This is a genomic window from Luteibacter sp. SVR4-7G (assembly GCF_056755555.1).
The window spans coordinates 1-19,779 of the sequence record NZ_JBPGXO010000011.1; the positions used below are offsets into that span (position 1 = coordinate 1).

At 66.8% G+C, this 19,779-nt stretch carries 18 protein-coding genes; 12 read left to right on the forward strand and 6 right to left on the reverse strand.

The window, feature by feature from the left end:
* Positions 1 to 48 precede the first annotated feature (48 nt).
* From hslV to rbsB, 9 genes are all read left to right on the forward strand, one after another.
* On the forward strand, positions 49 to 582 hold the full coding sequence (gene hslV / locus ACR9ZH_RS05985; RefSeq protein WP_166700216.1) for an ATP-dependent protease subunit HslV: 534 nt from the start codon (positions 49 to 51) through the stop codon (positions 580 to 582).
* 4 nt (positions 583 to 586) lie between these two features.
* Positions 587 to 1,924: an ATP-dependent protease ATPase subunit HslU gene (gene hslU / locus ACR9ZH_RS05990; protein WP_481289852.1), complete on the forward strand. Its 1,338-nt coding sequence runs from the start codon at positions 587 to 589 to the stop codon at positions 1,922 to 1,924.
* Positions 1,925 to 1,963: 39 nt separating this feature from the next.
* Positions 1,964 to 2,581, forward strand: coding sequence for a hypothetical protein (locus ACR9ZH_RS05995; protein WP_481289853.1), 618 nt, complete (start codon positions 1,964 to 1,966; stop codon positions 2,579 to 2,581).
* Between the two features lie 150 nt (positions 2,582 to 2,731).
* Entirely contained in the window at positions 2,732 to 3,094 is a 363-nt protein-coding gene (locus ACR9ZH_RS06000; RefSeq protein ID WP_481289854.1) for a gamma-butyrobetaine hydroxylase family protein, read from the forward strand.
* 91 nt (positions 3,095 to 3,185) lie between these two features.
* Complete coding sequence (gene rbsK, locus ACR9ZH_RS06005) at positions 3,186 to 4,082, forward strand: ribokinase (protein WP_481289855.1); 897 nt, start codon at positions 3,186 to 3,188, stop codon at positions 4,080 to 4,082.
* On the forward strand, positions 4,079 to 4,477 hold the full coding sequence (gene rbsD, locus ACR9ZH_RS06010) for a D-ribose pyranase (RefSeq protein ID WP_481289856.1): 399 nt from the start codon (positions 4,079 to 4,081) through the stop codon (positions 4,475 to 4,477). Before rbsK ends, rbsD begins: the two co-directional genes overlap by 4 nt.
* Entirely contained in the window at positions 4,477 to 5,958 is a 1,482-nt protein-coding gene (locus tag ACR9ZH_RS06015) for a sugar ABC transporter ATP-binding protein (protein WP_481289857.1), read from the forward strand. The genes rbsD and ACR9ZH_RS06015 overlap by 1 nt, the downstream gene beginning before the upstream one ends.
* A gap of 1 nt (position 5,959) precedes the next feature.
* Positions 5,960 to 6,907 (forward strand): ABC transporter permease subunit, encoded by a 948-nt coding sequence (locus ACR9ZH_RS06020; protein WP_481289858.1) that lies wholly within the window; start codon positions 5,960 to 5,962, stop codon positions 6,905 to 6,907.
* Between the two features lie 16 nt (positions 6,908 to 6,923).
* Positions 6,924 to 7,859, forward strand: coding sequence for a ribose ABC transporter substrate-binding protein RbsB (gene rbsB, locus ACR9ZH_RS06025; protein WP_481289859.1), 936 nt, complete (start codon positions 6,924 to 6,926; stop codon positions 7,857 to 7,859).
* Between the two features lie 234 nt (positions 7,860 to 8,093).
* On the opposite strand, the gene ACR9ZH_RS06030 is transcribed toward rbsB, so the two are convergent.
* Together ACR9ZH_RS06030 and ACR9ZH_RS06035 are read right to left on the reverse strand one after the other, a co-directional pair.
* Positions 8,094 to 10,481, reverse strand: coding sequence for an FtsK/SpoIIIE family DNA translocase (locus ACR9ZH_RS06030; protein ID WP_481289860.1), 2,388 nt, complete (start codon positions 10,479 to 10,481; stop codon positions 8,094 to 8,096).
* A gap of 162 nt (positions 10,482 to 10,643) precedes the next feature.
* Positions 10,644 to 11,438, reverse strand: coding sequence for an SDR family NAD(P)-dependent oxidoreductase (locus tag ACR9ZH_RS06035; RefSeq protein WP_481289861.1), 795 nt, complete (start codon positions 11,436 to 11,438; stop codon positions 10,644 to 10,646).
* Between the two features lie 80 nt (positions 11,439 to 11,518).
* On the opposite strand from ACR9ZH_RS06035, the gene ACR9ZH_RS06040 reads away from it, so the two are divergent.
* On the forward strand, positions 11,519 to 11,962 hold the full coding sequence (locus ACR9ZH_RS06040; RefSeq protein ID WP_481289862.1) for a winged helix-turn-helix transcriptional regulator: 444 nt from the start codon (positions 11,519 to 11,521) through the stop codon (positions 11,960 to 11,962).
* Here the strand turns inward: ACR9ZH_RS06040 and ACR9ZH_RS06045 are convergent.
* Together ACR9ZH_RS06045 and ACR9ZH_RS06050 are read right to left on the reverse strand one after the other, a co-directional pair.
* Positions 11,946 to 13,154: an MBL fold metallo-hydrolase gene (locus ACR9ZH_RS06045; RefSeq protein WP_481289863.1), complete on the reverse strand. Its 1,209-nt coding sequence runs from the start codon at positions 13,152 to 13,154 to the stop codon at positions 11,946 to 11,948. The genes ACR9ZH_RS06040 and ACR9ZH_RS06045 overlap by 17 nt on opposite strands.
* A complete protein-coding gene (locus ACR9ZH_RS06050) occupies positions 13,151 to 14,200 on the reverse strand; it encodes an NAD(P)-dependent alcohol dehydrogenase (RefSeq protein ID WP_481289864.1) in 1,050 nt (349 codons plus the stop codon). The genes ACR9ZH_RS06045 and ACR9ZH_RS06050 overlap by 4 nt, the downstream gene beginning before the upstream one ends.
* A 111-nt stretch (positions 14,201 to 14,311) precedes the next feature.
* Between ACR9ZH_RS06050 and ACR9ZH_RS06055 the strand changes: the two genes are divergently transcribed.
* Both ACR9ZH_RS06055 and ACR9ZH_RS06060 read left to right on the forward strand, forming a co-directional pair.
* Positions 14,312 to 15,202 carry a LysR family transcriptional regulator gene (locus ACR9ZH_RS06055; protein ID WP_481289922.1) on the forward strand — a complete coding sequence of 297 codons (891 nt, stop codon included), beginning with the start codon at positions 14,312 to 14,314 and terminating at the stop codon, positions 15,200 to 15,202.
* Between the two features lie 189 nt (positions 15,203 to 15,391).
* Positions 15,392 to 16,615, forward strand: a complete 1,224-nt coding sequence (locus ACR9ZH_RS06060; protein ID WP_481289865.1) for an MFS transporter — start codon at positions 15,392 to 15,394, stop codon at positions 16,613 to 16,615.
* Between the two features lie 34 nt (positions 16,616 to 16,649).
* Here ACR9ZH_RS06060 and mnmE read toward each other — a convergent pair whose 3' ends face one another.
* On the reverse strand, positions 16,650 to 17,993 hold the full coding sequence (gene mnmE, locus ACR9ZH_RS06065; protein ID WP_481289866.1) for a tRNA uridine-5-carboxymethylaminomethyl(34) synthesis GTPase MnmE: 1,344 nt from the start codon (positions 17,991 to 17,993) through the stop codon (positions 16,650 to 16,652).
* 51 nt (positions 17,994 to 18,044) lie between these two features.
* Positions 18,045 to 19,751, reverse strand: a complete 1,707-nt coding sequence (gene yidC / locus ACR9ZH_RS06070) for a membrane protein insertase YidC (RefSeq protein ID WP_481289867.1) — start codon at positions 19,749 to 19,751, stop codon at positions 18,045 to 18,047.
* Between the last annotated feature and the right edge of the window lie 28 nt (positions 19,752 to 19,779).

Sequence of the window (19,779 nt, forward strand, 5' to 3'; positions counted from 1 at the left end):
AGATGTGTATAAGAGACAGCCTCAGGCCTTTCCCCCAAGGAACGCACTATGGAACCGATGCACGCCACGACCATTGTCTGCGTCCGCCGCGACGGCAAGGTCGTCATCGGCAGTGACGGACAGGTCACCCTTGGAAACACCGTGATGAAGGCCAATGCGCGCAAGGTGCGCCGCCTGGGCAAGGGCGATGTGCTGGCTGGATTCGCCGGTGCCACGGCCGATGCCTTCACGCTGTTCGAGCTGTTCGAGGAGAAGCTGGTCAAGCACGGCGGCAACCTCACCCGCTCGGCCGTGGAAATGGCCAAGGAGTGGCGCACCGACCGCCGCCTGGGCCGCCTCGAGGCCATGCTGGCCGTGGCCGACAGGGAGGCCTCGCTCCTGATCTCCGGCAATGGCGACGTGCTCGAGCCCGAACACGGCCTCATCGCCATCGGCTCGGGCGGCCCCTACGCCCAATCCGCCGCCCTGGCACTCATGGAGAACACCGAGCTGGATGCGCGCACGATCGTGGAAAAAGCGCTCAAGATCGCCGGCGATATCTGCATCTACACCAACCATAACTATTCGATCGAAGAGCTCTGAGCCGATGTCCGAACTCACTCCCCGCGAAATCGTCAACGAACTCGACCGCTACATCATCGGCCAGCACGACGCCAAGCGCGCGGTGGCCATCGCCCTGCGCAACCGCTGGCGCCGCATGCAGCTGGACCCGGGCATGCGCGACGAGGTCACGCCCAAGAACATCCTGATGATCGGCCCCACCGGCGTGGGCAAGACGGAGATCGCCCGTCGTCTCGCGACCCTGGCGAATGCGCCCTTCGTGAAGGTCGAAGCCACGAAGTTCACCGAAGTCGGCTATGTCGGCAAGGATGTGGAGTCGATCATCCGCGATCTTGCCGACGTCTCGTACAAGCTGCTGCGCGAACAGGCCAAGGGCCGCGTGCGCAGCCAGGCCGAGGACGCCGCCGAGGACCGCCTGCTCGACGCACTGTTGCCGCGGCGCCAGGCCAGCGGCTGGGACGACACCGGCAGCAGCGCGCCGGCGATCGACAGCGATACCCGCCAGAAGCTTCGCAAGCAGCTGCGCGAAGGCGCGCTCGACGACCGCGAGATCGAGCTGGACTTCGCCATGAACGTGGGCGTGGAGATCATGACCCCGCCAGGCATGGAGGAAATGAGCCAGCAACTGGGCAAGATGTTCCAGAACCTGGGCGGGCAGAAGTCGCAGAAGCGGAAGATGAGCATCCGCCAGGCGCGTCCGCTGCTGGTCGAGGAAGAGGCCGGCAAGCTGCTCAACGACGAGGAACTGCGCAGCCGCGCGGTCGAATGCGCCGAGCAGAACGGCATCGTCTTCATCGACGAGATCGATAAGGTGGCCCAGCGCTCCGAATGGGGCGGCGCCGGCGTCAGCCGCGAAGGCGTGCAGCGCGACCTGCTGCCGCTGGTGGAGGGTTCGACCGTGTCCACCCGCTACGGCTCGATCAAGACCGACCACATCCTGTTCATCGCCTCGGGTGCGTTCTCGCTGGCCAAGCCCTCGGACCTCATCCCCGAACTGCAGGGCCGCCTGCCGATCCGCGTGGAACTGAGCGCCCTCTCGGTGGACGACTTCAAGCGCATCCTGCGCGAGCCGAACAACGCGCTGACCAAGCAATATGTTGCGCTGCTCAAGACCGAAGGCGTGACCCTCGAGTTCACCGACTCGGGCATCGACCGGCTCGCCGACGTGGCCTTCCAGGTCAACGAGCGGACCGAGAACATCGGTGCGCGCCGCCTGCACACGGTCATGGAGCGGCTCCTGGAGCGTATCTCCTTCGAAGCAGCGGACAAGTCCGGCGAAAAGTACTCGATCGACGCCGAATATGTCGACAACAACCTGGCCTCGCTGGTCAAGGACGAGGATCTGAGCCGTTACATCCTCTGAACATCGCGGAGTACCCCCTCTGCTAAACTATTGACGTATATGGGCAAGATCATTCATCTCAAAACCAACGGCCAGCGAGCGAGCCTGCGTGAAGCGCAGGACAACCAGCAGCTGGTGCGTCTGTGGCGCGGCGAACTCGAGCACGGCAGCTTCTGCGGCTATGTCGGCGGGGTCGGCCGCGAGTTCTTCCTCCTCTGGGTGGTCGGCGACGGCGTCAGCTACGACGGCATGTACATCATGCGGCACCGCGACATCTCGGAATTCGAAGCGCCGGACAAGCACGCGGGCTTCCTCGAGAAGGCGCTGAAGATGAAGGGCATCCACCCGACACCGCCGGCCGACTTCCCGCTCGACGACATCTCCCAGGTGGTGCAGGCGGCTGCCGCGCATGCGCCGGTCATCGGCGTGCATGTCGACAGCGAGGACGAATCCGAGGTCTGCTACATCGGCCGTCTGGTCAGCGTGGAAGACGAAGGTTTCAACATGCAGGAGATCACCCCGGACGCGGAATGGCTGCGCGAGCCGTCGTTCTTCGCCTGGGACGAAGTCTCCACCGTGAGCATGGAAGACGCCTACGCCATGGCGCTGCTGGCCGTGGCGGGCGATCCGCCCCCGCTCGAGCAGGGCACCGGCGACGGCTTCGGCCGCGCCCACTGACGCGTCGGAACGGTCCGTACAGCTTGTAGGAGCGCGCCGTGCGCGCGACAGATTTTCGCGCTAGTCCACAAGCTGCCGCGCCAGTTCCAAGTCACGGCCCCAAAAGATGTCGTACCCACAGGGCATAAACGCGCAGGGCGCGCTCCTACCATGGCACTCATCTCGTATCCCCGCCCCACCGACATCGTCCTGCACGCCACGTCGCGTATCCTCGAAGTGGCGTTCGATAATGGCGAGCGCTTTCGCCTTCCCTGCGAATACCTCCGCGTGAATTCGCCCAGCGCCGAAGTACAAGGCCATGGCCCGGGTCAGAAAGTTCTTGTTTCCGGCAAGCGAAACGTCGGCGTCACGGCGCTCGAACCCACCGGGCATTACGGCGTGCTGATCCGTTTCGACGACGGCCACGCCAGCGGCATCTTCGGCTGGGACACGCTTTACGACCTGGGCCGCGCCTACGATACGGCGTGGCCGGCGTACCTCGCCGAGCTGGAAGCGAAAGGGCTTTCCCGCTAGGGAAGAGCAAGCGCATGAAAGCCTCCTGCGGCCCGACGACGTATATTGGCGCGTCATCCCACGCCTCGTGCGCACCCTGGAGCGAGTCAGCATGACGCGAATCGTCGTCGTCGGCAGCATCAACATGGACCTGGTCACGCTTGCCCCGCGTTTCCCCGGGCCGGGCGAAACGCTGACCGGCGAACGCTTCCTCGCGATTCCGGGCGGCAAGGGTGCGAACCAGGCCGTTGCCGCGGCGCGGCTCGGGGCCAGCGTGGCGATGGTGGGCTGCGTCGGAGACGACGCGCTCGGCCAGCAGCTGCATGCCGGCCTCGTCGCCGAAGGCGTGGACGTCACGCACGTCGCCCGCGTCGGCGGGATCGGCAGCGGAACCGCCTCGATCACGGTGGCCGGCGGAGAGAACAGCATCGTCGTGGTGCCCGCGGCGAACGGGCGCGTCACGCCGGCGCAGGTGGAAGCCGCGCGCGACGTCGTTCGCGGCGCCGGCGCCGTGCTGGTCCAGCTGGAGATTCCGCTGGATGCGGTCGAAGCCACGCTGCGCATCGCGCACGAGGAAGGCGTTCCCGTCATCCTGAATCCGGCTCCCGCGCAGCGCCTGCCCGTGGAATGGCTCTCGCGCGTGCGCTTTCTCACGCCGAACCAACACGAGCTCGCCACAGTGCTCGGAGCCGAAGGCGACACCGACTTCCGCGAGCTCATGCGCCGGGCGCCCTGCCCGGTCGTGCTGACGCGCGGCGAAGACGGTGCCTGGTTCCGTGATGCGGACCCGGAGCCACGCCACCAGGTCGGCTTCAAGGTCGAAGCGGTGGACAGCACGGGCGCCGGCGACACCTTCAATGCGGCGCTCGCGGTATATCTGCCGGAAGGCCTCGAGGTCGCCGTGCGCAAAGCCTGCGCCGCCGCCGCCATCGCCGTATCGCGGCTGGGTGCGCAAGGCGGCATGCCTCGCGCTGACGAGGTCGACGCATTCCTGGCGGCGCGGCCATGAGACGGCATGGTCTGCTGCACGCCGAGCTCAACCGCGTCGTCGCGGCCATGGGCCACACCGACACGCTGGTGATCGGGGACGTGGGGCTTCCCGTGCCTCCCGGCGTTCCCTGCATCGATCTCGCCGTGCTGCCCGGCACGCCTTCGTTCGCCGCCGTGTTCGAGGCGGTCTACGCGGAGCTGGCCGTGGAACGGGTGACGATGGCCGGCGAAATCCACGGGAAGAACCGCGCCATGGTCGAACTGTCTGCGCGGTTGCGGAGCGACGGCGTCGGCGTGGACGAGGTTCCGCACGAGGACCTGAAGCGGCTCGCCGCCCGCGCGGTGGCCGTGGTGCGCACCGGCGAAACCTCGCCGTACGCCAACGTCATCCTGCATGCAGGCGTCACCTTCTGATGAACGCGCCCCTCATCCGGATGCACGACATCCACAAGGCGTTCGGCCCGGTGAAGGTGCTCGACGGCGTGGATTTCGAACTGCTGCCGGGCGAGGTGCATGCACTGATGGGTGAGAACGGCGCGGGCAAGTCCACCCTCATGAAGATCCTCACCGGGATCTACGCGCCCGACTCGGGCAGCATCGAGGTCGACGGCAAGGCTGCGTCGATCGGCACGCCCGCCGATGCCGAGAGGAACGGCATCGCCATCATCCACCAGGAACTCAACCTGATCCCATCGCTCAGCGTCGCGGACAACCTGTTCCTCGGCCGCGAGATCCATCGCTTCGGCCTGCTCGATCGCCGCGCGATGGCACGCCGTGCGACGGAGTGGCTCGCGCGCGTCGGCATGCAGCGCCTCGATCCCGGCACGCTCGTCGAGCGCCTGTCGGTCGGCCAGCAGCAGATGGTGGAGATCGCGCGTGCCCTGGGCCAGGAAGCGCGCGTGCTGATCATGGACGAACCGACCGCCGCCCTGACCGAACACGAGACCACGACGCTGTTCAAGCTGATCCGCGAACTGCGCGAACAGGGCAAGGGCATCGTCTACGTGTCGCACCGCATGGAAGAGATCTTCGCCTTGTGCGACCGCATCTCCGTGCTGCGCGACGGCCAGTTCGTCGGTACGCGTCCGGTGCCCGGCCTCGCTTTCGACGAGGTGGTGAAGATGATGGTGGGGCGCACCCTCGACGCGCGCTATCCCTCGCGCACCCCGAAGATCGGCGAGGTGCGGCTCAAGGTGGAGCACGTCAGCGGCGGCATGGTGCAGGACGTGAGCTTCGATCTGCACGCCGGGGAAGTGCTTGGCGTCGCCGGGTTGCTTGGCGCGGGCCGTACCGAACTGGCGCGCCTGCTGTTCGGCCTGGACCGGCTGTCGTCGGGCAAGGTCACCCTCGATGGCGTCGTCGTGACGCCGAAGTCGCCCAGCGAGGCGATCCATTCCGGTTTCGGCTTCGTCACCGAGGACCGCAAGGCACAGGGACTGGTGCTCGACCTCAGCCTGCGCGAGAACGTGAGCCTTCCGCGGGTGCCCGCACATGCCGGACTGGTCGACCGTCCCGCCGAGAAGAAGCAGACGCGCGGCCTCATGGACGCGCTGAAGATCCGGGCGCGCGACATGGAACTGGATACGCGCTCGCTCTCCGGCGGCAACCAGCAGAAGGTGGTGCTCGCCAAATGGCTGGCGCTGGATCCGCGCGTGCTCATCCTCGACGAGCCGACGCGAGGCGTCGACGTCGGCGGCAAGGCCGAGATCTACCACATCATCAACCAACTCGCGGAGCGCGGCGTGGCCATCCTCATGATCTCCTCGGAACTCCCGGAGGTGCTCTCGATGAGCGACCGTATCCTCGTGATGCACGAAGGCCATGCGACGGCCCTGCTCGATGCGCACGGCGCGACGCAGGAAGCCGTGATGACCGCCGCGACCGGAGGCAAGTGACATGACGCTGCATATCGAATGGAGCCGTGCGACGACGCTCCTCCAACGCCTTGGCTCGGTGATCGGGCTGGTGCTGCTCTTCATCGTGTTGTCCGTCATGAGCCCGGACTTCCTCACCACGGGGAACCTGCTCACGGTGTTGCGCCAGGTATCGATCAATGCGCTCATCGCCTTCGGCATGACCTTCGTGATCCTCGCCGGCGGCATCGACCTGTCGGTCGGTGCCATCCTCGCCCTCACCGGCGCCGTGGCAGCGGGCCTCATGGCCGCGGGCCACGGCATGCTGCTGGCCGTGGCAGCGGGATTGGGGCTCGGCCTCCTCCTCGGCATGCTCAACGGTGTGCTCGTGTCCTGGGGCAAGGTCGCGCCCTTCATCGCCACCCTGGGCACGATGACGCTGCTGCGCGGCCTCACGCTCTCTTATACGCAGGGTAGTCCGATCCCCGTCACCAACCCTGGCTTCGCGCTGCTCGGCGGGGGATACGTGGCCCATCTCGTGCCGCTTCCGGTCATATGGATGTTCGTCGCCTTCGTCGTGTGCGGCTTCCTCCTGCGCGGAACGGTATTCGGCCGGCATGTGCTGGCGATCGGCGGCAACGAGGAAGCGGCGCGTCTCTCCGGCGTGCGCATCTCCCCGATGAAGCTCGCCATCTATGGCCTCTCGGGCCTGCTCTCCGCGTTCGCCGGCATCGTGCTCACGTCGCGCCTCTATTCCGCGCAGGCCACGGCCGGCGCCGGTTACGAACTCGACGCGATCGCCGCCGTGGTGCTCGGCGGCACCAGTCTTGCCGGCGGCCGCGGCTGGCTCTTCGGCACGCTGGTGGGCGCGCTGCTCATCGGTTTCCTCAACAACGGCCTCAACCTGCTCGGCGTGAGTTCGTTCTACCAGCAGGTCGTGAAGGGCATCGTCATCCTGGTCGCCGTCCTGCTCGACAGGCGACAGTCATAACAACGAGGACCACACCATGCGCAAACTCAACTTCCTGACCGCAGCCGCCGTCACGCTGCTTGCCGCCTGTTCGCAACAGGGTCCGGGCGAATCCGCACCGACGGCCGCCGCTACCGCCGGTGGCGCCGTGCCTTCCGGCGCGCCGGTGGTCGGCCTGGCGCTGTCCACGCAGAACAATCCGTTCTTCGTCGAACTGAAGGATGGCGCGCAGAAGGCCGCCAAGGATGCGGGCGTGCAGCTCGTCGTCGTCGACGCCCAGGACGACCCCGCCCGGCAGATTTCCAGCGTGGAGGACCTGATCCAGAAGCGCGTCTCGGTGATCCTGCTCAATCCGACCGATTCGTCCGCACTCGCCGGCGCCGTGCAGTCCGCGCAGCGCGCGAACATTCCCGTCGTGACGCTGGACCGCGGCGTGGACGGCGCCGAGGTGGCTTCGCATATCGCCTCGGACAATGTCGCGGGCGGCAAGATGGCGGCCGATTACCTGGCCAAGGCCCTCGGCGGCAGCGGCAACATCATCGAACTGCAGGGCGTGGCCGGCACGTCGGCTGCACGCGAACGCGGCAAGGGCTTCGACGACGCGATCGCCGCAACCGGCATGAAGATCGTGGCGAAGCAGCCGGCCAACTTCGACCGCGCACAAGGTCTTTCGGTCAGCGAGAACCTGTTGCAGGGCCACGGCGACGTCCGGGCGATCTTCGCGCAGAACGACGAAATGGCCCTCGGCGCGGTACAGGCGCTGGCGGGCAAGAACAAGAAGGTCCTCGTCGTCGGTTTCGACGGCACGCCCGACGGCAAGACGGCGGTGCAGAGCGGCGCGATGGCCGCCACGGTGGCCCAGCAGCCGGAAGAAATCGGCAGGCTCGGCGTGGAGACGGCGAAGAAGCTCATCGACAAGCAGCCGGTGGAAAAGTCGATCGCGGTGCCGCTTAAGCTGCTGACGAAGGAATGACGTTTTGTAGGAGCGCGCCCTGCGCGCGCTGAGCCTTCCGCGTTGTAGGAGCGCGCCCTGCGCGCGCTGAGCCTTCCGCGTTGTAGGAGCGCGCCTGCGCGCGACGGCTTTTCGCGTTGTAGGAGCGCGCCTGCGCGCGACGGCTTTTCGCCCCAGTCCAAAAGTTGGCGCGCCAGCTCCAGGTCACGGCCTCAAAACATGTCGCGCGCAAGGCGCGCTCCTACACGCCCGTTGTTAGTCTTGGGGCCCCGGCGCGATCACTTCGCGCTGGCCGTTGATGCCCATCGAGGAGACCAGGCCCGCGGCTTCCATCGCTTCGACCAGGCGCGCGGCGCGGTTGTACCCGATGCGGAATTGCCGCTGCACGAACGAGATCGACGCGCGGCGCGAGCGCAGTACGAACGCGGCGGCCTCGTCGTAGAGCGGGTCGAGCTCCGCATCCACGCCTTCCTCGCCCGGTTCGCCTTCAGCCGCCTCGCTGGCGGGACCCGCAAGGATCTCGTCCTTGTAGTCGGGCTCGCCGAACTGCTTCAGCCACGCCACGATGCGGTGCACTTCCTCGTCGGCCACGAAGGCGCCATGGATGCGCTGCGGGTATCCCGTGCCAGGCGGCAGGAACAGCATGTCGCCCTGGCCTAGCAGGCTTTCCGCTCCCATCTGATCGAGGATGGTGCGCGAATCGATCTTCGACGAGACCTGGAAGGCCACGCGCGTCGGGATGTTCGCCTTGATGAGTCCCGTGATCACGTCCACCGAAGGGCGCTGCGTCGCCAGGATGAGATGGATGCCAGCAGCACGTGCTTTCTGCGCCAGCCGCGCGATCAGCTCCTCGATCTTCTTGCCCGCGACCATCATGAGGTCGGCCAGCTCGTCGATCACCACGACGATCATCGGCAGGGTGTCGAGATGCTCGGGCACTTCCGGATGCGCGGGAAAGGGATTGAACAGCGGCTTGCCGGCGGCGCGGGCCTCGCGCACCTTCTGGTTGTAACCGGCGAGATTGCGCACGCGCAGGTCCGACATCACCTTGTAGCGGTTTTCCATCTCCGCGACGCACCAGTTGAGTGCGTTGGCGGCGAGCTTCATGTCAGTGACCACCGGCGCCAGCAGGTGCGGAATGCCTTCGTAGACCGAGAGCTCCAGCATCTTCGGGTCGATCATGATCATGCGCACGTCTTCGGGCGTGGCCTTGTAGAGCATCGACAGGATCATCGCGTTCACCGCGACCGACTTGCCCGAACCCGTCGTTCCCGCGACGAGCATGTGCGGTGCCTTCGCGAGGTCGGCCACCACGGGTTCGCCCGTGATCCCCTTGCCCATCGCGAGCGTGAGCTGGGAATCGGATCCCCGGTACTCCGCCGAATCGAGGATCTCCGACAACGCGATCATCTGCCGTTGCTCGTTTGGCAACTCGAGGCCCATGCAGGTCTTGCCGGGAATCGTTTCGACCACGCGAATGGACGTCCGTCCGAGACCGCGGGCGAGGTCCTTCATCAATGCGACGATCTGGTTGCCGCGCACGCCGACGGCAGGCTCGACTTCGTAACGGGTGATGACGGGACCCGCCGATGCGCCGACCACCTGCACGGGCACCTTGAACTCGCGGAGGCGCTGCTCGATCAGTTCACCGGTCTCCGCAAGCTCGGCTTCGGAGATCGACAAGGTGTCGTGGCGTGCCGCGGCAAGCAGCGAAAGCGGCGGCAGGCTTACCGCTCCGGTATGGCCCGCACGCAAGGAAGCCGTCGCGGTGAGCGTGACCGTGCGCCGCGGTGGCGGCTCGTCGACGGACTCATCGTTTGCCGCGATGGCGAAACGCGATACAGGCCGTAGCGGCGCCTCGGGTGTTGCGGGCACGCGGACGGGTACGGGCTCGGGTACGGTCTCCGCCACCGCGGGGCCTGCCTCCCGGTGCGACCCAAGGCCGCTCACGTTGGCGGGAGACGCTTCCGCTTTGCGCGGCGCGAGCCACGGCTCGCGAATCACGGTCTCCGGCCGCGTGCGATGTCGCGGCTGCACCGGCGTGGCCACCGAAGGCCGCGCAGACAGGGGAGGCGTATCGACGCGGTCGGCCGCGGCTCGCGCCTGCGGCGCCGGCGCGGCCGGGCTGCGCTTGGTCTCCGCTCGCGCGCGGCGACGTGCGGGCGGGCGATCCGCACGCCGTACCGCCGCGGCGGAACGGCGGCCTGTGGCGCGAGAGCCCGTACGCGAAAGCAGCCGGCGCGTTCCCTCGATCGCCAGCGCACCCACCGGCTCGAGCACGGCATTCGCGCGGGTGAGGAACGAGGACCACGGCACGCCGAGGTACCAGGGCAGGGCGACCGCCAGGATCGCCCCGCAGAACAACGCTGCAAGGCCGCCACCGGGGAAGCGCGTGGCCGCGGTCGCCAGCAGGTGGCACACGATGCCACCCGCCGCGGGATCGTCCGTGTAATGCGAGACGACGAGTCCCTCCAGCGTGACGCTCGCCAGCAGCACCAGCACGAATCCCGCCCAGAAACGTATCGCGCCAGGCCCGACCGTGGGCGGACGGCGGCGACGGACCAGGGCAGCGGCCAGTCGCCAGAGCAAGGGGATCAACCAGAGCGTGGAAAGTCCGAAGGCGCCGAACACTAAGGAAAGCATGCCTAACCGCGAAGAATCGAGCGAGCCCGTTAGTTTAGCTGGCATTCGTGCGGGATGACGCGCGAATGCCGCGTAAGCTGCTGGCAACGCTCGGGCCAGGCGTGTTCGGAACTGCGATCCTGGCGCGCCGGAAGCGCCGCGAACCAGGACCGCGTTGCTGCGTTACGCCCGATAGCGCGTTCCCACGTCCTTGCGCGACAGGTTCGGCGCCATCGCGAGGCGGGCCGCGTCATAGGCCTTGTACTGGCCTTCGTCCTCCAGCGGAGGAATCGTCACCACTTCGCCGCGGTCGTAGCCGACGAGCGCGGCATCGACGAGGTCGGCCGTGTCCATGACCATGCCCGGGAGGATCGCATCCACGTCCTTGCCCGACTTCTCCCAGATCTCGGAACGGGTGGCACCGGGCAAGACCGCCTGCGCGCGGACGTTCGTACCCTGCAGCTTGGCGGCAAGGCCGAGCGTGACGTTGACGAGGTGGGCCTTCGTTCCGCTGTAGAGGCCGTCCATCATCTCGGGCACCAGCGCCAGCACCGAGGCGATGTTGATGATGCCGCCGTTGTTCCGTGCCACGAAGGCCTTCGCGGCCGCGGCGGCCAGCAGGGTCGGGGCGAGGGTGTTCACCACGATCAGCTGCTCGATCTGCTCGCTGCCGTTGTCGAGGATGCTGCCGTTGAGCGAAATGCCCGCGTTGTTCACGAAAAGGGTGATGCCCGCGTCTTCCGCCAGACGGCGCTCCACGATGGCGATGCCGGCCCGGCTACCGAGGTCGGCCTGCAGGATCTCGGCCTTGCGGCCGGTGCGCGTACCGATCTCTTTCGCCAGCGCTTCCAGCCGGTCCAGGCGACGCGCGACCAGGATGAGGTCGTACCCACGGTCTGCCAGGCGCTGGGCATAAACTTCGCCGATACCGGACGAAGCCCCGGTAATCAATGCCTTACCCTTGTTTTCAGTGCTCATGATGGTCGACTCCGCATGGTTAATTGCAAAATGATAGTTACTGCGTTGCCATACGATAGTGACGTCGCTACCATAATGCAATGGACACCGACAAACTTTCTTCCGGTACCTGCGCGATCTCCCGCGGTCTCGCCATCGTGGGCGACGCGTGGAGCGCCTTGATCCTGCGCGACGCGAGCCTCGGTCTGACCCAGTTCGACCAGTTCCGGACGAGCCTCGGCATCGCGCCGAACATCCTGTCGCGTCGATTGAAGGCTTTGACGGAGGCGGGTGTCTTGGAGAAGAGGCGCTACAGCGAGCGCCCGCCGCGAGACGAGTACGTGCTGACCCAAGCGGGTCGCGATTTCCTTCCTATCCTCGCCGCCATGGGCGAGTGGGGTCGCCGTTACAACGGAGGCGGTCGCGCGCTGTCGCACCTGGTCGACGACCAGACCGGGCAACCGGTTTGCCCTGTCGTGGTGGACGGGAACACCGGCAAGCCGCTGCGCGACACCCCGATGCACCTCGTCATGCCGGCGGCGTAGTCCGTTCCGGCAGCGGACACACGGGGGTTACGTAGGTATTGGCGGGATCGCCCCGGCGCGACGCGACGATGGGATGCTCGCTGCCGGTGAACCAGCGCTGCGCCGGCCACCACCGGGCTATCGAGGGATGGGTCGTGGGTTCCACCGCCTGCCCTGGCTCCGGTACGAGTACCTCCGCGTGGCTGCACCGGGCCGCCGCGAGGATGCGCTCCACGGGTTCGGTCCATGGGTGGTGCGCCAGCTTGATGAGCCCCCAGTGCACGGGAATCAGCACGCGGCCGCGAACTTCCTGGTGCACGCGCATGGCCTGTTCCGGGCCGAGGTGCCAGTCGGGCCACTGCGGATCGTACTGACCCGATTCGATCATGGTGACGTCGAAGGGACCTAGCCTGTCGCCGACGTCGGCAAACGTGTCGTTGAGACCGGTGTCGCCGGAATAGAACGCACGATGACCGGGACCGACGATGGCGTAACCGCTCCATAGCGTCAGGTTGCTGCGCGGCGACAAACGCCCCGACGCATGCCGCGACGGCGTGGACACGACGCGCACGTCACCCACCTTCGCTTCCTGCCACCAGTCGAGTTCGACAATGCGTTCGGGGGGCACGCCCCAGCCCAGGAGGTGCGCGCCTACGCCCAGCGGCACGATGAAGCGGACGCCGCGTGCGTTCAACGCCTGGATCGATGCCCGATCGAGATGATCGTAGTGGTCGTGCGACACCAGGACGGCGTCGATGCGCGGCAGGTGGTCGATGGGGACCGGCGGCTCGTACCAGCGCCTGGGACCAAGCCAGGGAAAGGGCGAGGCGCGCTCGCTCCATAACGGGTCGACGACGATGTTCGTGCCGTCGATCTCGACCAGCATCGACGAGTGCCCGAACCAGGTCACGCGAAGCCCGCTGGCCGGCGGCCTGGCATACACCGCCGAGGAATCGACCGTCGGCACAGGACGATCGGGTTCCTCGCCCGGCTTCGACTCGAGCAGCTGGAAGATGCCGCCCTTGATGTTGCTGTACATCGGCAACGGATTGTCGAAGCGGTCACCGTGCCACTCGGGCGACGACGCGTAGCGCGACAGGCGCTCGCCTGCGGGGTTCGTGCCGATGTTCGGCCACGCCGAGACAGCGGCGAAGACGACGAAGGCGCCGGCCACTGCGGCGACGGCGCCCACGTAGCGGAGGACGCGCCTCAAGCCGGCATTGTCGCCATGTCGATCACGAAGCGGTAGCGCACGTCGTTCTTCACCAGGCGCTTGTAGGTCTCGTTGATCGAAGCCATGTCCACCACTTCGATATCCGAAACGATGCCGTGCTCGGCGCAGAAGTCCATCATCTCCTGCGTCTCCGCCATGCCGCCGATGGCCGAGCCGGCGACGGTGCGACGCGGCAGCATGAGAGCGCCACCGATCATGCCGTCGATCGGCGTGAGCACGCCGACCAGCACCATCGTGCCATCCAGGCGAAGCAGGTTGATGTACGGATTCAGGTCGTGCGACACCGGTACGGTGTTGAGCAGGAAGTCGAAGCTGGAGGCTGCGGCCTTCATCGCTTCGGCATCGGTGGAGAGCAGCACCGCGTCGGCGCCGAGGCGCTTTGCGTCGTCGCCCTTCGAGGCCGAGGTGGTGATCATGGTGACGTGCGCGCCCATTGCCTTCGCGAACTTCACGCCCATGTGGCCGAGGCCGCCCAGACCGACGATGCCGACCTTCTGGCCCGGCCCCACCTTCCAGTGACGCAGCGGCGAATAGGTGGTGATGCCGGCACAGAGCAGCGGCGCCGTGGCCTTGAGGTCGAGCTTCTCGGAGATCTTCACCACGAAGCGCTCTTCCACCACGATCTCGGTCGAATAACCGCCGTAGGTCGGCGTGGTCTTATCCTGTTCGGTGCCGTTGTAGGTGAAGCTGGTGTGGGTCAGGCAATACTGCTCGAGGCCGCGCTTGCACGATTCGCACTGGCGGCAGGAATCGACCATGCAACCGACGCCGGCGAAATCGCCGACCTTGAACTTCTGCACGGCGGAGCCGACCGCCTTGACCCGGCCCACGATCTCGTGGCCCGGCACCATCGGGAAGATGCCCGGACCCCAATCGTCCTGGGCCTGGTGCAGGTCGGAGTGGCAGACGCCGCTGTAGAGGATCTCGATGTGCACGTCGTTCGGGCCGACGTCGCGGCGCGGCACCTTGAAGGGAGCGAGGGGCGCCTTGGCCTGGGGAGCGGCGAATCCGCGGACTTCGAACATGGGAATCATCCTTCGTAAGGAGTGGAACGTTGGCCAGTGACGATACGGGCTCAACAATCTTTCGCGCCAACGGGAATTATGAGATGAACCGTTGAGTTATCCTTGACAATCATGCGTCCGGACAACCTTTCCCACCTCGCCGCCTTCGCCGCCGTGGCCCGCCACGCCAGCTTCCGGAAGGCCGGCGCCGAGCTGACCCTGACCACGTCGGCCATCAGCTACGCGATCCGCAATCTGGAAGAGCGCCTGGGCGTGGTGCTGTTCCACCGGACGACGCGCAGCGTCTCGCTGACCGAGGCCGGCCAGCGCCTGCTCGAACGGCTGGAGCCGGCGCTGCTCGACGTCGGCGAGGCGCTCGAGGAAATGAACAACTTCCGCGCCGCCCCCGCCGGGACGCTGCGCATCAACATGCCCCGGGTCACCGCCCAGCTGCTGCTGCCTGGCCTGCTGCCGCGCTTCCTCGCCCGCTATCCGGACATCCATTTCGAGGCGGTCGACAACGACGGGCTGATCGACATCGTGGCCCTCGGTTTCGACGCCGGCATCCGCTTCCTGGAACAGGTGCCCGAAGACATGATCGCGGTGCCCATGGGAGGGCAGCAGCGGGGCGCCTGCGTGGCTTCGCCGGAGTACGTCGCGAAACATGGCGTCCCTACGCATCCGAACGACCTGTTCCAGCACGACTGCATCCGTTTCCGCTTCCCCAGCGGGCGGCTCTACAAATGGGAATTCGAACAGGGTACGAAGAAGCTCGAGTTGGACGTTCGCGGACGCGTGACCTTCGGCGACCTGCGCCTGGCACTCGACGCGGCCCTGGCTGGCATCGGCTTCACCCTCGTCCTCGACGACCAGGTCACCGCGCTGGTCGCCGAAGGGCGCCTGGTGCGGGTGCTCGAGGACTGGTGCCCCCCATACCCCGGCTTCATGCTCTATTACCCGCGCCAGCGCAGGGTGACCTCGGCCCTGCGCGCTTTCATCGAATTCGTCCGCGAAGAGGGGTAGCAGACCGATGTGGGAGCCGGCTATGCCGGCGACCCCGCGGCAGCGGGCAAGCTCGCCGCGAGCACAGCGCCGCTGAACTCCCAGAGACAGTTGCTCCCCACAGCAGGCAGGTGGCCCCGGAACGCGCTCCGGCGTATCCTAGATGTTGCGGCGCACCAAGGCGCGGCACCCCTCGTTCCCGAGCTTCCAATGACGTCCTCCACACCCGCGCTCCGCCCGGGCACACCGCCCGTTCGCGCTCCCCACGTTGGCCTGGTGATCCTGGCCCTGGCGGTCGGTGGCTTCGCCATCGGCACGACCGAATTCGCCTCGATGAGCATGCTGCCCCTGTTCGCGCAGGGCCTCGGCATCGACGCGCCCACCGCCGGCCACGTGATCAGCGCGTACGCGCTGGGTGTGGTCGTCGGCGCGCCGATCATGACCGTCGTCGGCGCACGCGTGCCACGTCGCCGCCTGCTGCTGATCCTCATGGCGATGTTCACGCTGTTCAACGGGCTGACCGGCCTTTCCCCGAGCTATCACTGGATGCTGGTGTTCCGCTTCCTCGCCGGCCTGCCGCACGGCGCATACTTCGGCGTCGCGGCGCTCGTCGCGTCGTCGCTGGTACCGGTGAACCGGCGCACACGCGCTATCGGACAGATGTTCCTTGGCCTCACCATCGCGACGGTGGTCGGCGTGCCGCTGGCCAGCTGGCTCGGCCAGGCCGTGGGCTGGCGCTGGGCGTTCGCACTGGTTGCGCTGCTCGGTATCGCGACCATGTCGGCGGTGGCCGCGTATGCGCCCGAAGTGCCCGCGGATGAAAACGCGAGTCCGCTGCGCGAACTCGGCGCGCTCGCGCGGCCGCAGGTCTGGCTCACCCTCGGCATCGGCGCCATCGGCTTCGGCGGCCTCTTCGCCGTCTATACCTACCTCGCCGACATCCTCCTCGCGGTCACCCACATGCCGCTGCATAGCGTGCCCTGGGTCATCGGCGTCTTCGGTATCGGCCTCACCGCAGGCAACATGGTCGTGCCGGTGTTCGCCGATCGCGCGCTCATGCGTACGGCCGGCGTGCTGCTGGTATGGAGCATGGTGGTGCTGGGGATGCTCCCGTTCACCGCCGGCAATGTATGGACGCTAGGCTTGAACGTTTTCCTCATCGGCGTCGGCGGCGCGCTTGCCACCGTGCTGCAGACGCGCCTGATGGACGTGGCCGGCGACGCGCAGGGCCTCGCCGCCTCGTTGAATCACTCGGCGTTCAACACGGCGAACGCGCTGGGCCCGTTTCTTGGAGGGCTGGCCATCGCGCACGGCTATGGCTGGACCTCGCCGGGTTGGGTGGGAAGCTTCCTCGCCTTGTGCGGTCTCGGCATCTGGGGAATATCGGTCACGGCCGGAACGCGCGATGAGGATGCCGTGGCCGAATCCTGCTGACGATGCGCTGATGGTGCGACGTCGTACGTCGTAGCTATTTGCCGATGCAGAACGAGCTGAAGATCGCTCCCAGCAGGTCGTCCGACGAGTAGGTTCCCGTGATTTCGCCGAGGGCGTGCTGGGCGTGGCGGAGTTCCTCGGCGGCCAGCTCGCCTGCGCGACTGTCGCGCAAGGTATCGGCCGTGCGCTCGAGGTGAGCGCGCACACGTTCCAGGGCTACGACGTGGCGCCGCCGCGCGCTGAAGGCGCCTTCGCCCGCGCCGGCGGTGGCCAGGTTCCGAAGCGCTTCGCGCAGCGGGTCGAGCCCTTCGCCGGTGCGCGCCGACAGCCATAGCATGTCGTAATCGCCGCGTCGTTCGTGGCGAGCGGCGACATGCGCTAGATCGATCTTGTTGATGACCACCAGGCGCGCCGCGTGCGCGGGTGTGCCTTCGAAGAAGGCAAGGTCGTCGACGGCATGCGCCTCCTCGGTGACCAGGAGAGCGACGTCGCAGCGTTCCAGTTGTGCACGCGCGCGGCGGATGCCTTCGCGTTCCACGACGTCTTCCGATTCACGCAGTCCGGCGGTGTCGGCCAGCTCGAGTACCGCGCCGTCGATGGACACCGACTCCCTCAGCACGTCGCGCGTGGTGCCGGGAATGTCCGTGACGATCGCGCGTTCCTGCCCGGCGAGCGCATTCAACAGACTCGACTTGCCGGCGTTGGGACGGCCGACGATGGCTACGGAAATGCCGTCATTGAGGCGCACGCCACGCCGCGTTTCGACGAGCAGTGAATCAAGATGGCCGCGCAAGGCGGCAAGTCGTTCGCCGATGACCGGGTCGGCGAGGAAATCGATTTCCTCCTCCGGAAAATCGATCGCTGCCTCGATGTGCACGCGCAGCGCGATCAACTCGGCGAGCAGATCGTCGACGCGTGCGGAAAACACGCCTTCCATGGAACGCAGCGCAGCGCGTGCTCCTGCTTCCGACGTCGCGGCGACGACATCGGCAACGGCTTCGGCCTGGGCGAGATCGAGTTTGCCGTTGAGGAACGCGCGCTCGGTGAATTCGCCGGGCCGCGCGAGTCGCGCGCCGAGAGCGATGCATCGGCGAAGCAAGGTATCGAGCAATATGGGACTGCCGTGGCCTTGCAGTTCGAGCACGTGTTCGCCGGTATACGACGCGGGTCCGGGAAAGTAGAGCAGGATGCCGCGATCGATGAGCGCACCCTGCCCGTCGCGGAAGGCTGCGAAGTGCGCGTGCCTCGGCTTCGGCTCGCGGCCGAGGAAAGCATGCGCGATCTGCGGCGCCCGTGGCCCCGATATGCGAACTGCGCCGACGCCGGCGGCGCCTGCGCCGGTGGCAATGGCCGCAATGGTGTCGTCGCCGTCGCTCATGGTGAACCTGCTATGGCGAAGCGGCGCGTCCTTCGACGCGCCGCCCGGGGTTTAAGCCGTCTTGGCCTTGAGGTCGGCCTTGTCCACGCTGCGGTTGATCCACCACTGCTGGAGGAGGCTGGTCGCGCCGTTCACCGTCCAGTAGAGCACGAGGCCCGCCGGGAAGAAGGCGAAGAAGACGCCGAAGATCAGCGGCATCACCTTCATCATCTTGGCCTGGGTCGGATCCATGCCCGCCGTGGGCATCATGCGCTGGGTGAGCAGGGTGACCAGGAAGTAGAGCACCGGCAGCACGTAGAGCGGATCCGGCGCCGAAAGATCGTGGATCCAGCCGAAGAACGGCGCCTGGCGCAGTTCGATCGACTCGGAAAGCACGCGGAGGAGACCGATGAAGATGGGGAAGGTGATGAGGATGGGCAGGCAGCCCGCCATCGGGTTCACCTTCTCTTTCTTGTACAGCTCCATCATGGCCTGCTGCATCTTCATGCGGTCGTCGCCGTAACGCTCCTTGAGCGCGGCGACGCGCGGCTGCAGCTTGCGCATGCGCGCACCGGAACGGAACTGCGCGTCGGTGAGCTTGAACAGCGCGGCCTTGATGAGCAGCACGAGCAGGATGATGGCCACGCCCCAGTTGCCGCTGATGGCGTGCAACTGCGACAGCAGCCAGTGCAGCGGCTGGGCGATGATCGTCAGCCAGCCGTAGTTGCTGGTGAGTTCGAGGCCCGGCGCGATGACGTCGAGCGTACCCTGCAGCTTCGGACCGACATAAAGACGCGCGACGCTGTCGGCGGCCTGGCCCGGTGCGACCTGCATGACCGGGCCGAAAGCGCGTACCAGGTAACGCGGCATGGTCGAGTTCGGGTCGACGATGCTGGTGCTGTAGGTCACGTTCTGGTCGGCCGGCGGAATCCAGGCGACGAAGAAGTAGTGCTGCAGCATGCTGATCCAGCCACCGGTGATCTGGTGGTTCAGCGGCTTCTTGGCGAAGTCGAGGAAGGACAGCGATTCGAACTTGTTCTCGGGGCTGTACCAGGCGGCACCGAAGAAGCTGTGCTGTGCCGGATCGGTGTAAGCCTTGAACCAGTTCGCCTTCGGTGCGGGCACGCGCTGCAACTGGTGGTAAGCGTTGCCGGTCCAGGTCGCGCCCGAACCGTTCTCGATGCGCTGGTCGAGGTCGACCACATAGTCGGTGCGCTTGAGCGTGTAGCGCTTCACCACCTTCACCCCGGACGGATCGGTCCAGGTCAGGTCGAGGCTCGCCGATTTCTGGCCGTCGGCCAGCGTGGCCTCGGTCTTCTCGGCGTGGAAGAGGGCGCGATGGTCGGGCGCGGCGCCGTTGCTGCTGACCAGACCGTCCTGCGCGGCGAAGAAATGCTCCGGGGTATCGTCGAGCAGGCGCGCCGGCGGCGGGTTCGGGGTTTTCTTCGTGACCGGCTCGTTCGGGTACGCCAGCAACTCGGAGCGCACGATGCTGCCGCCGCGGGTATCGATGGTCAGGCGCAGCACGTCGTTCGAAAGCGTGACCAGTTCACCCTTGGCATCCGCGGGCGTTGCCGTCTCGTTGGGAACGGCGGCCGGGGCCGTCGCGCCAGGAATGCTTGCATCCGTGTTCGCCTTGCCGGCGCCGGCAGCGGTGTCGGTCTGGGCGGCGGGCGTCGGGGCGACTGGCTGGGGACCGTAGTCCTTTTCCCATTCCGTCCACAGCAGGTACGCCACGAACATGAGCGCGAAGAAGAGAAGCGTGCGCGTTTGATTCATTGCTTGGGCCAGATCCGAATGGCGGAAA

Excerpts from the sequence above, each read along its gene's own strand:
- hslV (WP_166700216.1), top strand. The coding sequence starts at position 49 with ATGGAACCGATGCACGCCACGACCATTGTCTGCGTCCGCCGCGACGGC.
- hslU (WP_481289852.1), top strand. The coding sequence starts at position 587 with ATGTCCGAACTCACTCCCCGCGAAATCGTCAACGAACTCGACCGCTAC.
- ACR9ZH_RS05995 (WP_481289853.1), top strand. The coding sequence starts at position 1,964 with ATGGGCAAGATCATTCATCTCAAAACCAACGGCCAGCGAGCGAGCCTG.
- ACR9ZH_RS06000 (WP_481289854.1), top strand. The coding sequence starts at position 2,732 with ATGGCACTCATCTCGTATCCCCGCCCCACCGACATCGTCCTGCACGCC.
- rbsK (WP_481289855.1), top strand. The coding sequence starts at position 3,186 with ATGACGCGAATCGTCGTCGTCGGCAGCATCAACATGGACCTGGTCACG.
- rbsD (WP_481289856.1), top strand. The coding sequence starts at position 4,079 with ATGAGACGGCATGGTCTGCTGCACGCCGAGCTCAACCGCGTCGTCGCG.
- ACR9ZH_RS06015 (WP_481289857.1), top strand. The coding sequence starts at position 4,477 with ATGAACGCGCCCCTCATCCGGATGCACGACATCCACAAGGCGTTCGGC.
- ACR9ZH_RS06020 (WP_481289858.1), top strand. The coding sequence starts at position 5,960 with ATGACGCTGCATATCGAATGGAGCCGTGCGACGACGCTCCTCCAACGC.
- rbsB (WP_481289859.1), top strand. The coding sequence starts at position 6,924 with ATGCGCAAACTCAACTTCCTGACCGCAGCCGCCGTCACGCTGCTTGCC.
- ACR9ZH_RS06030 (WP_481289860.1), bottom strand. The coding sequence starts at position 10,481 with ATGCTTTCCTTAGTGTTCGGCGCCTTCGGACTTTCCACGCTCTGGTTG.
- ACR9ZH_RS06035 (WP_481289861.1), bottom strand. The coding sequence starts at position 11,438 with ATGAGCACTGAAAACAAGGGTAAGGCATTGATTACCGGGGCTTCGTCC.
- ACR9ZH_RS06040 (WP_481289862.1), top strand. The coding sequence starts at position 11,519 with ATGGACACCGACAAACTTTCTTCCGGTACCTGCGCGATCTCCCGCGGT.
- ACR9ZH_RS06050 (WP_481289864.1), bottom strand. The coding sequence starts at position 14,200 with ATGTTCGAAGTCCGCGGATTCGCCGCTCCCCAGGCCAAGGCGCCCCTC.
- ACR9ZH_RS06055 (WP_481289922.1), top strand. The coding sequence starts at position 14,312 with ATGCGTCCGGACAACCTTTCCCACCTCGCCGCCTTCGCCGCCGTGGCC.
- ACR9ZH_RS06060 (WP_481289865.1), top strand. The coding sequence starts at position 15,392 with ATGACGTCCTCCACACCCGCGCTCCGCCCGGGCACACCGCCCGTTCGC.
- mnmE (WP_481289866.1), bottom strand. The coding sequence starts at position 17,993 with ATGAGCGACGGCGACGACACCATTGCGGCCATTGCCACCGGCGCAGGC.
- yidC (WP_481289867.1), bottom strand. The coding sequence starts at position 19,751 with ATGAATCAAACGCGCACGCTTCTCTTCTTCGCGCTCATGTTCGTGGCG.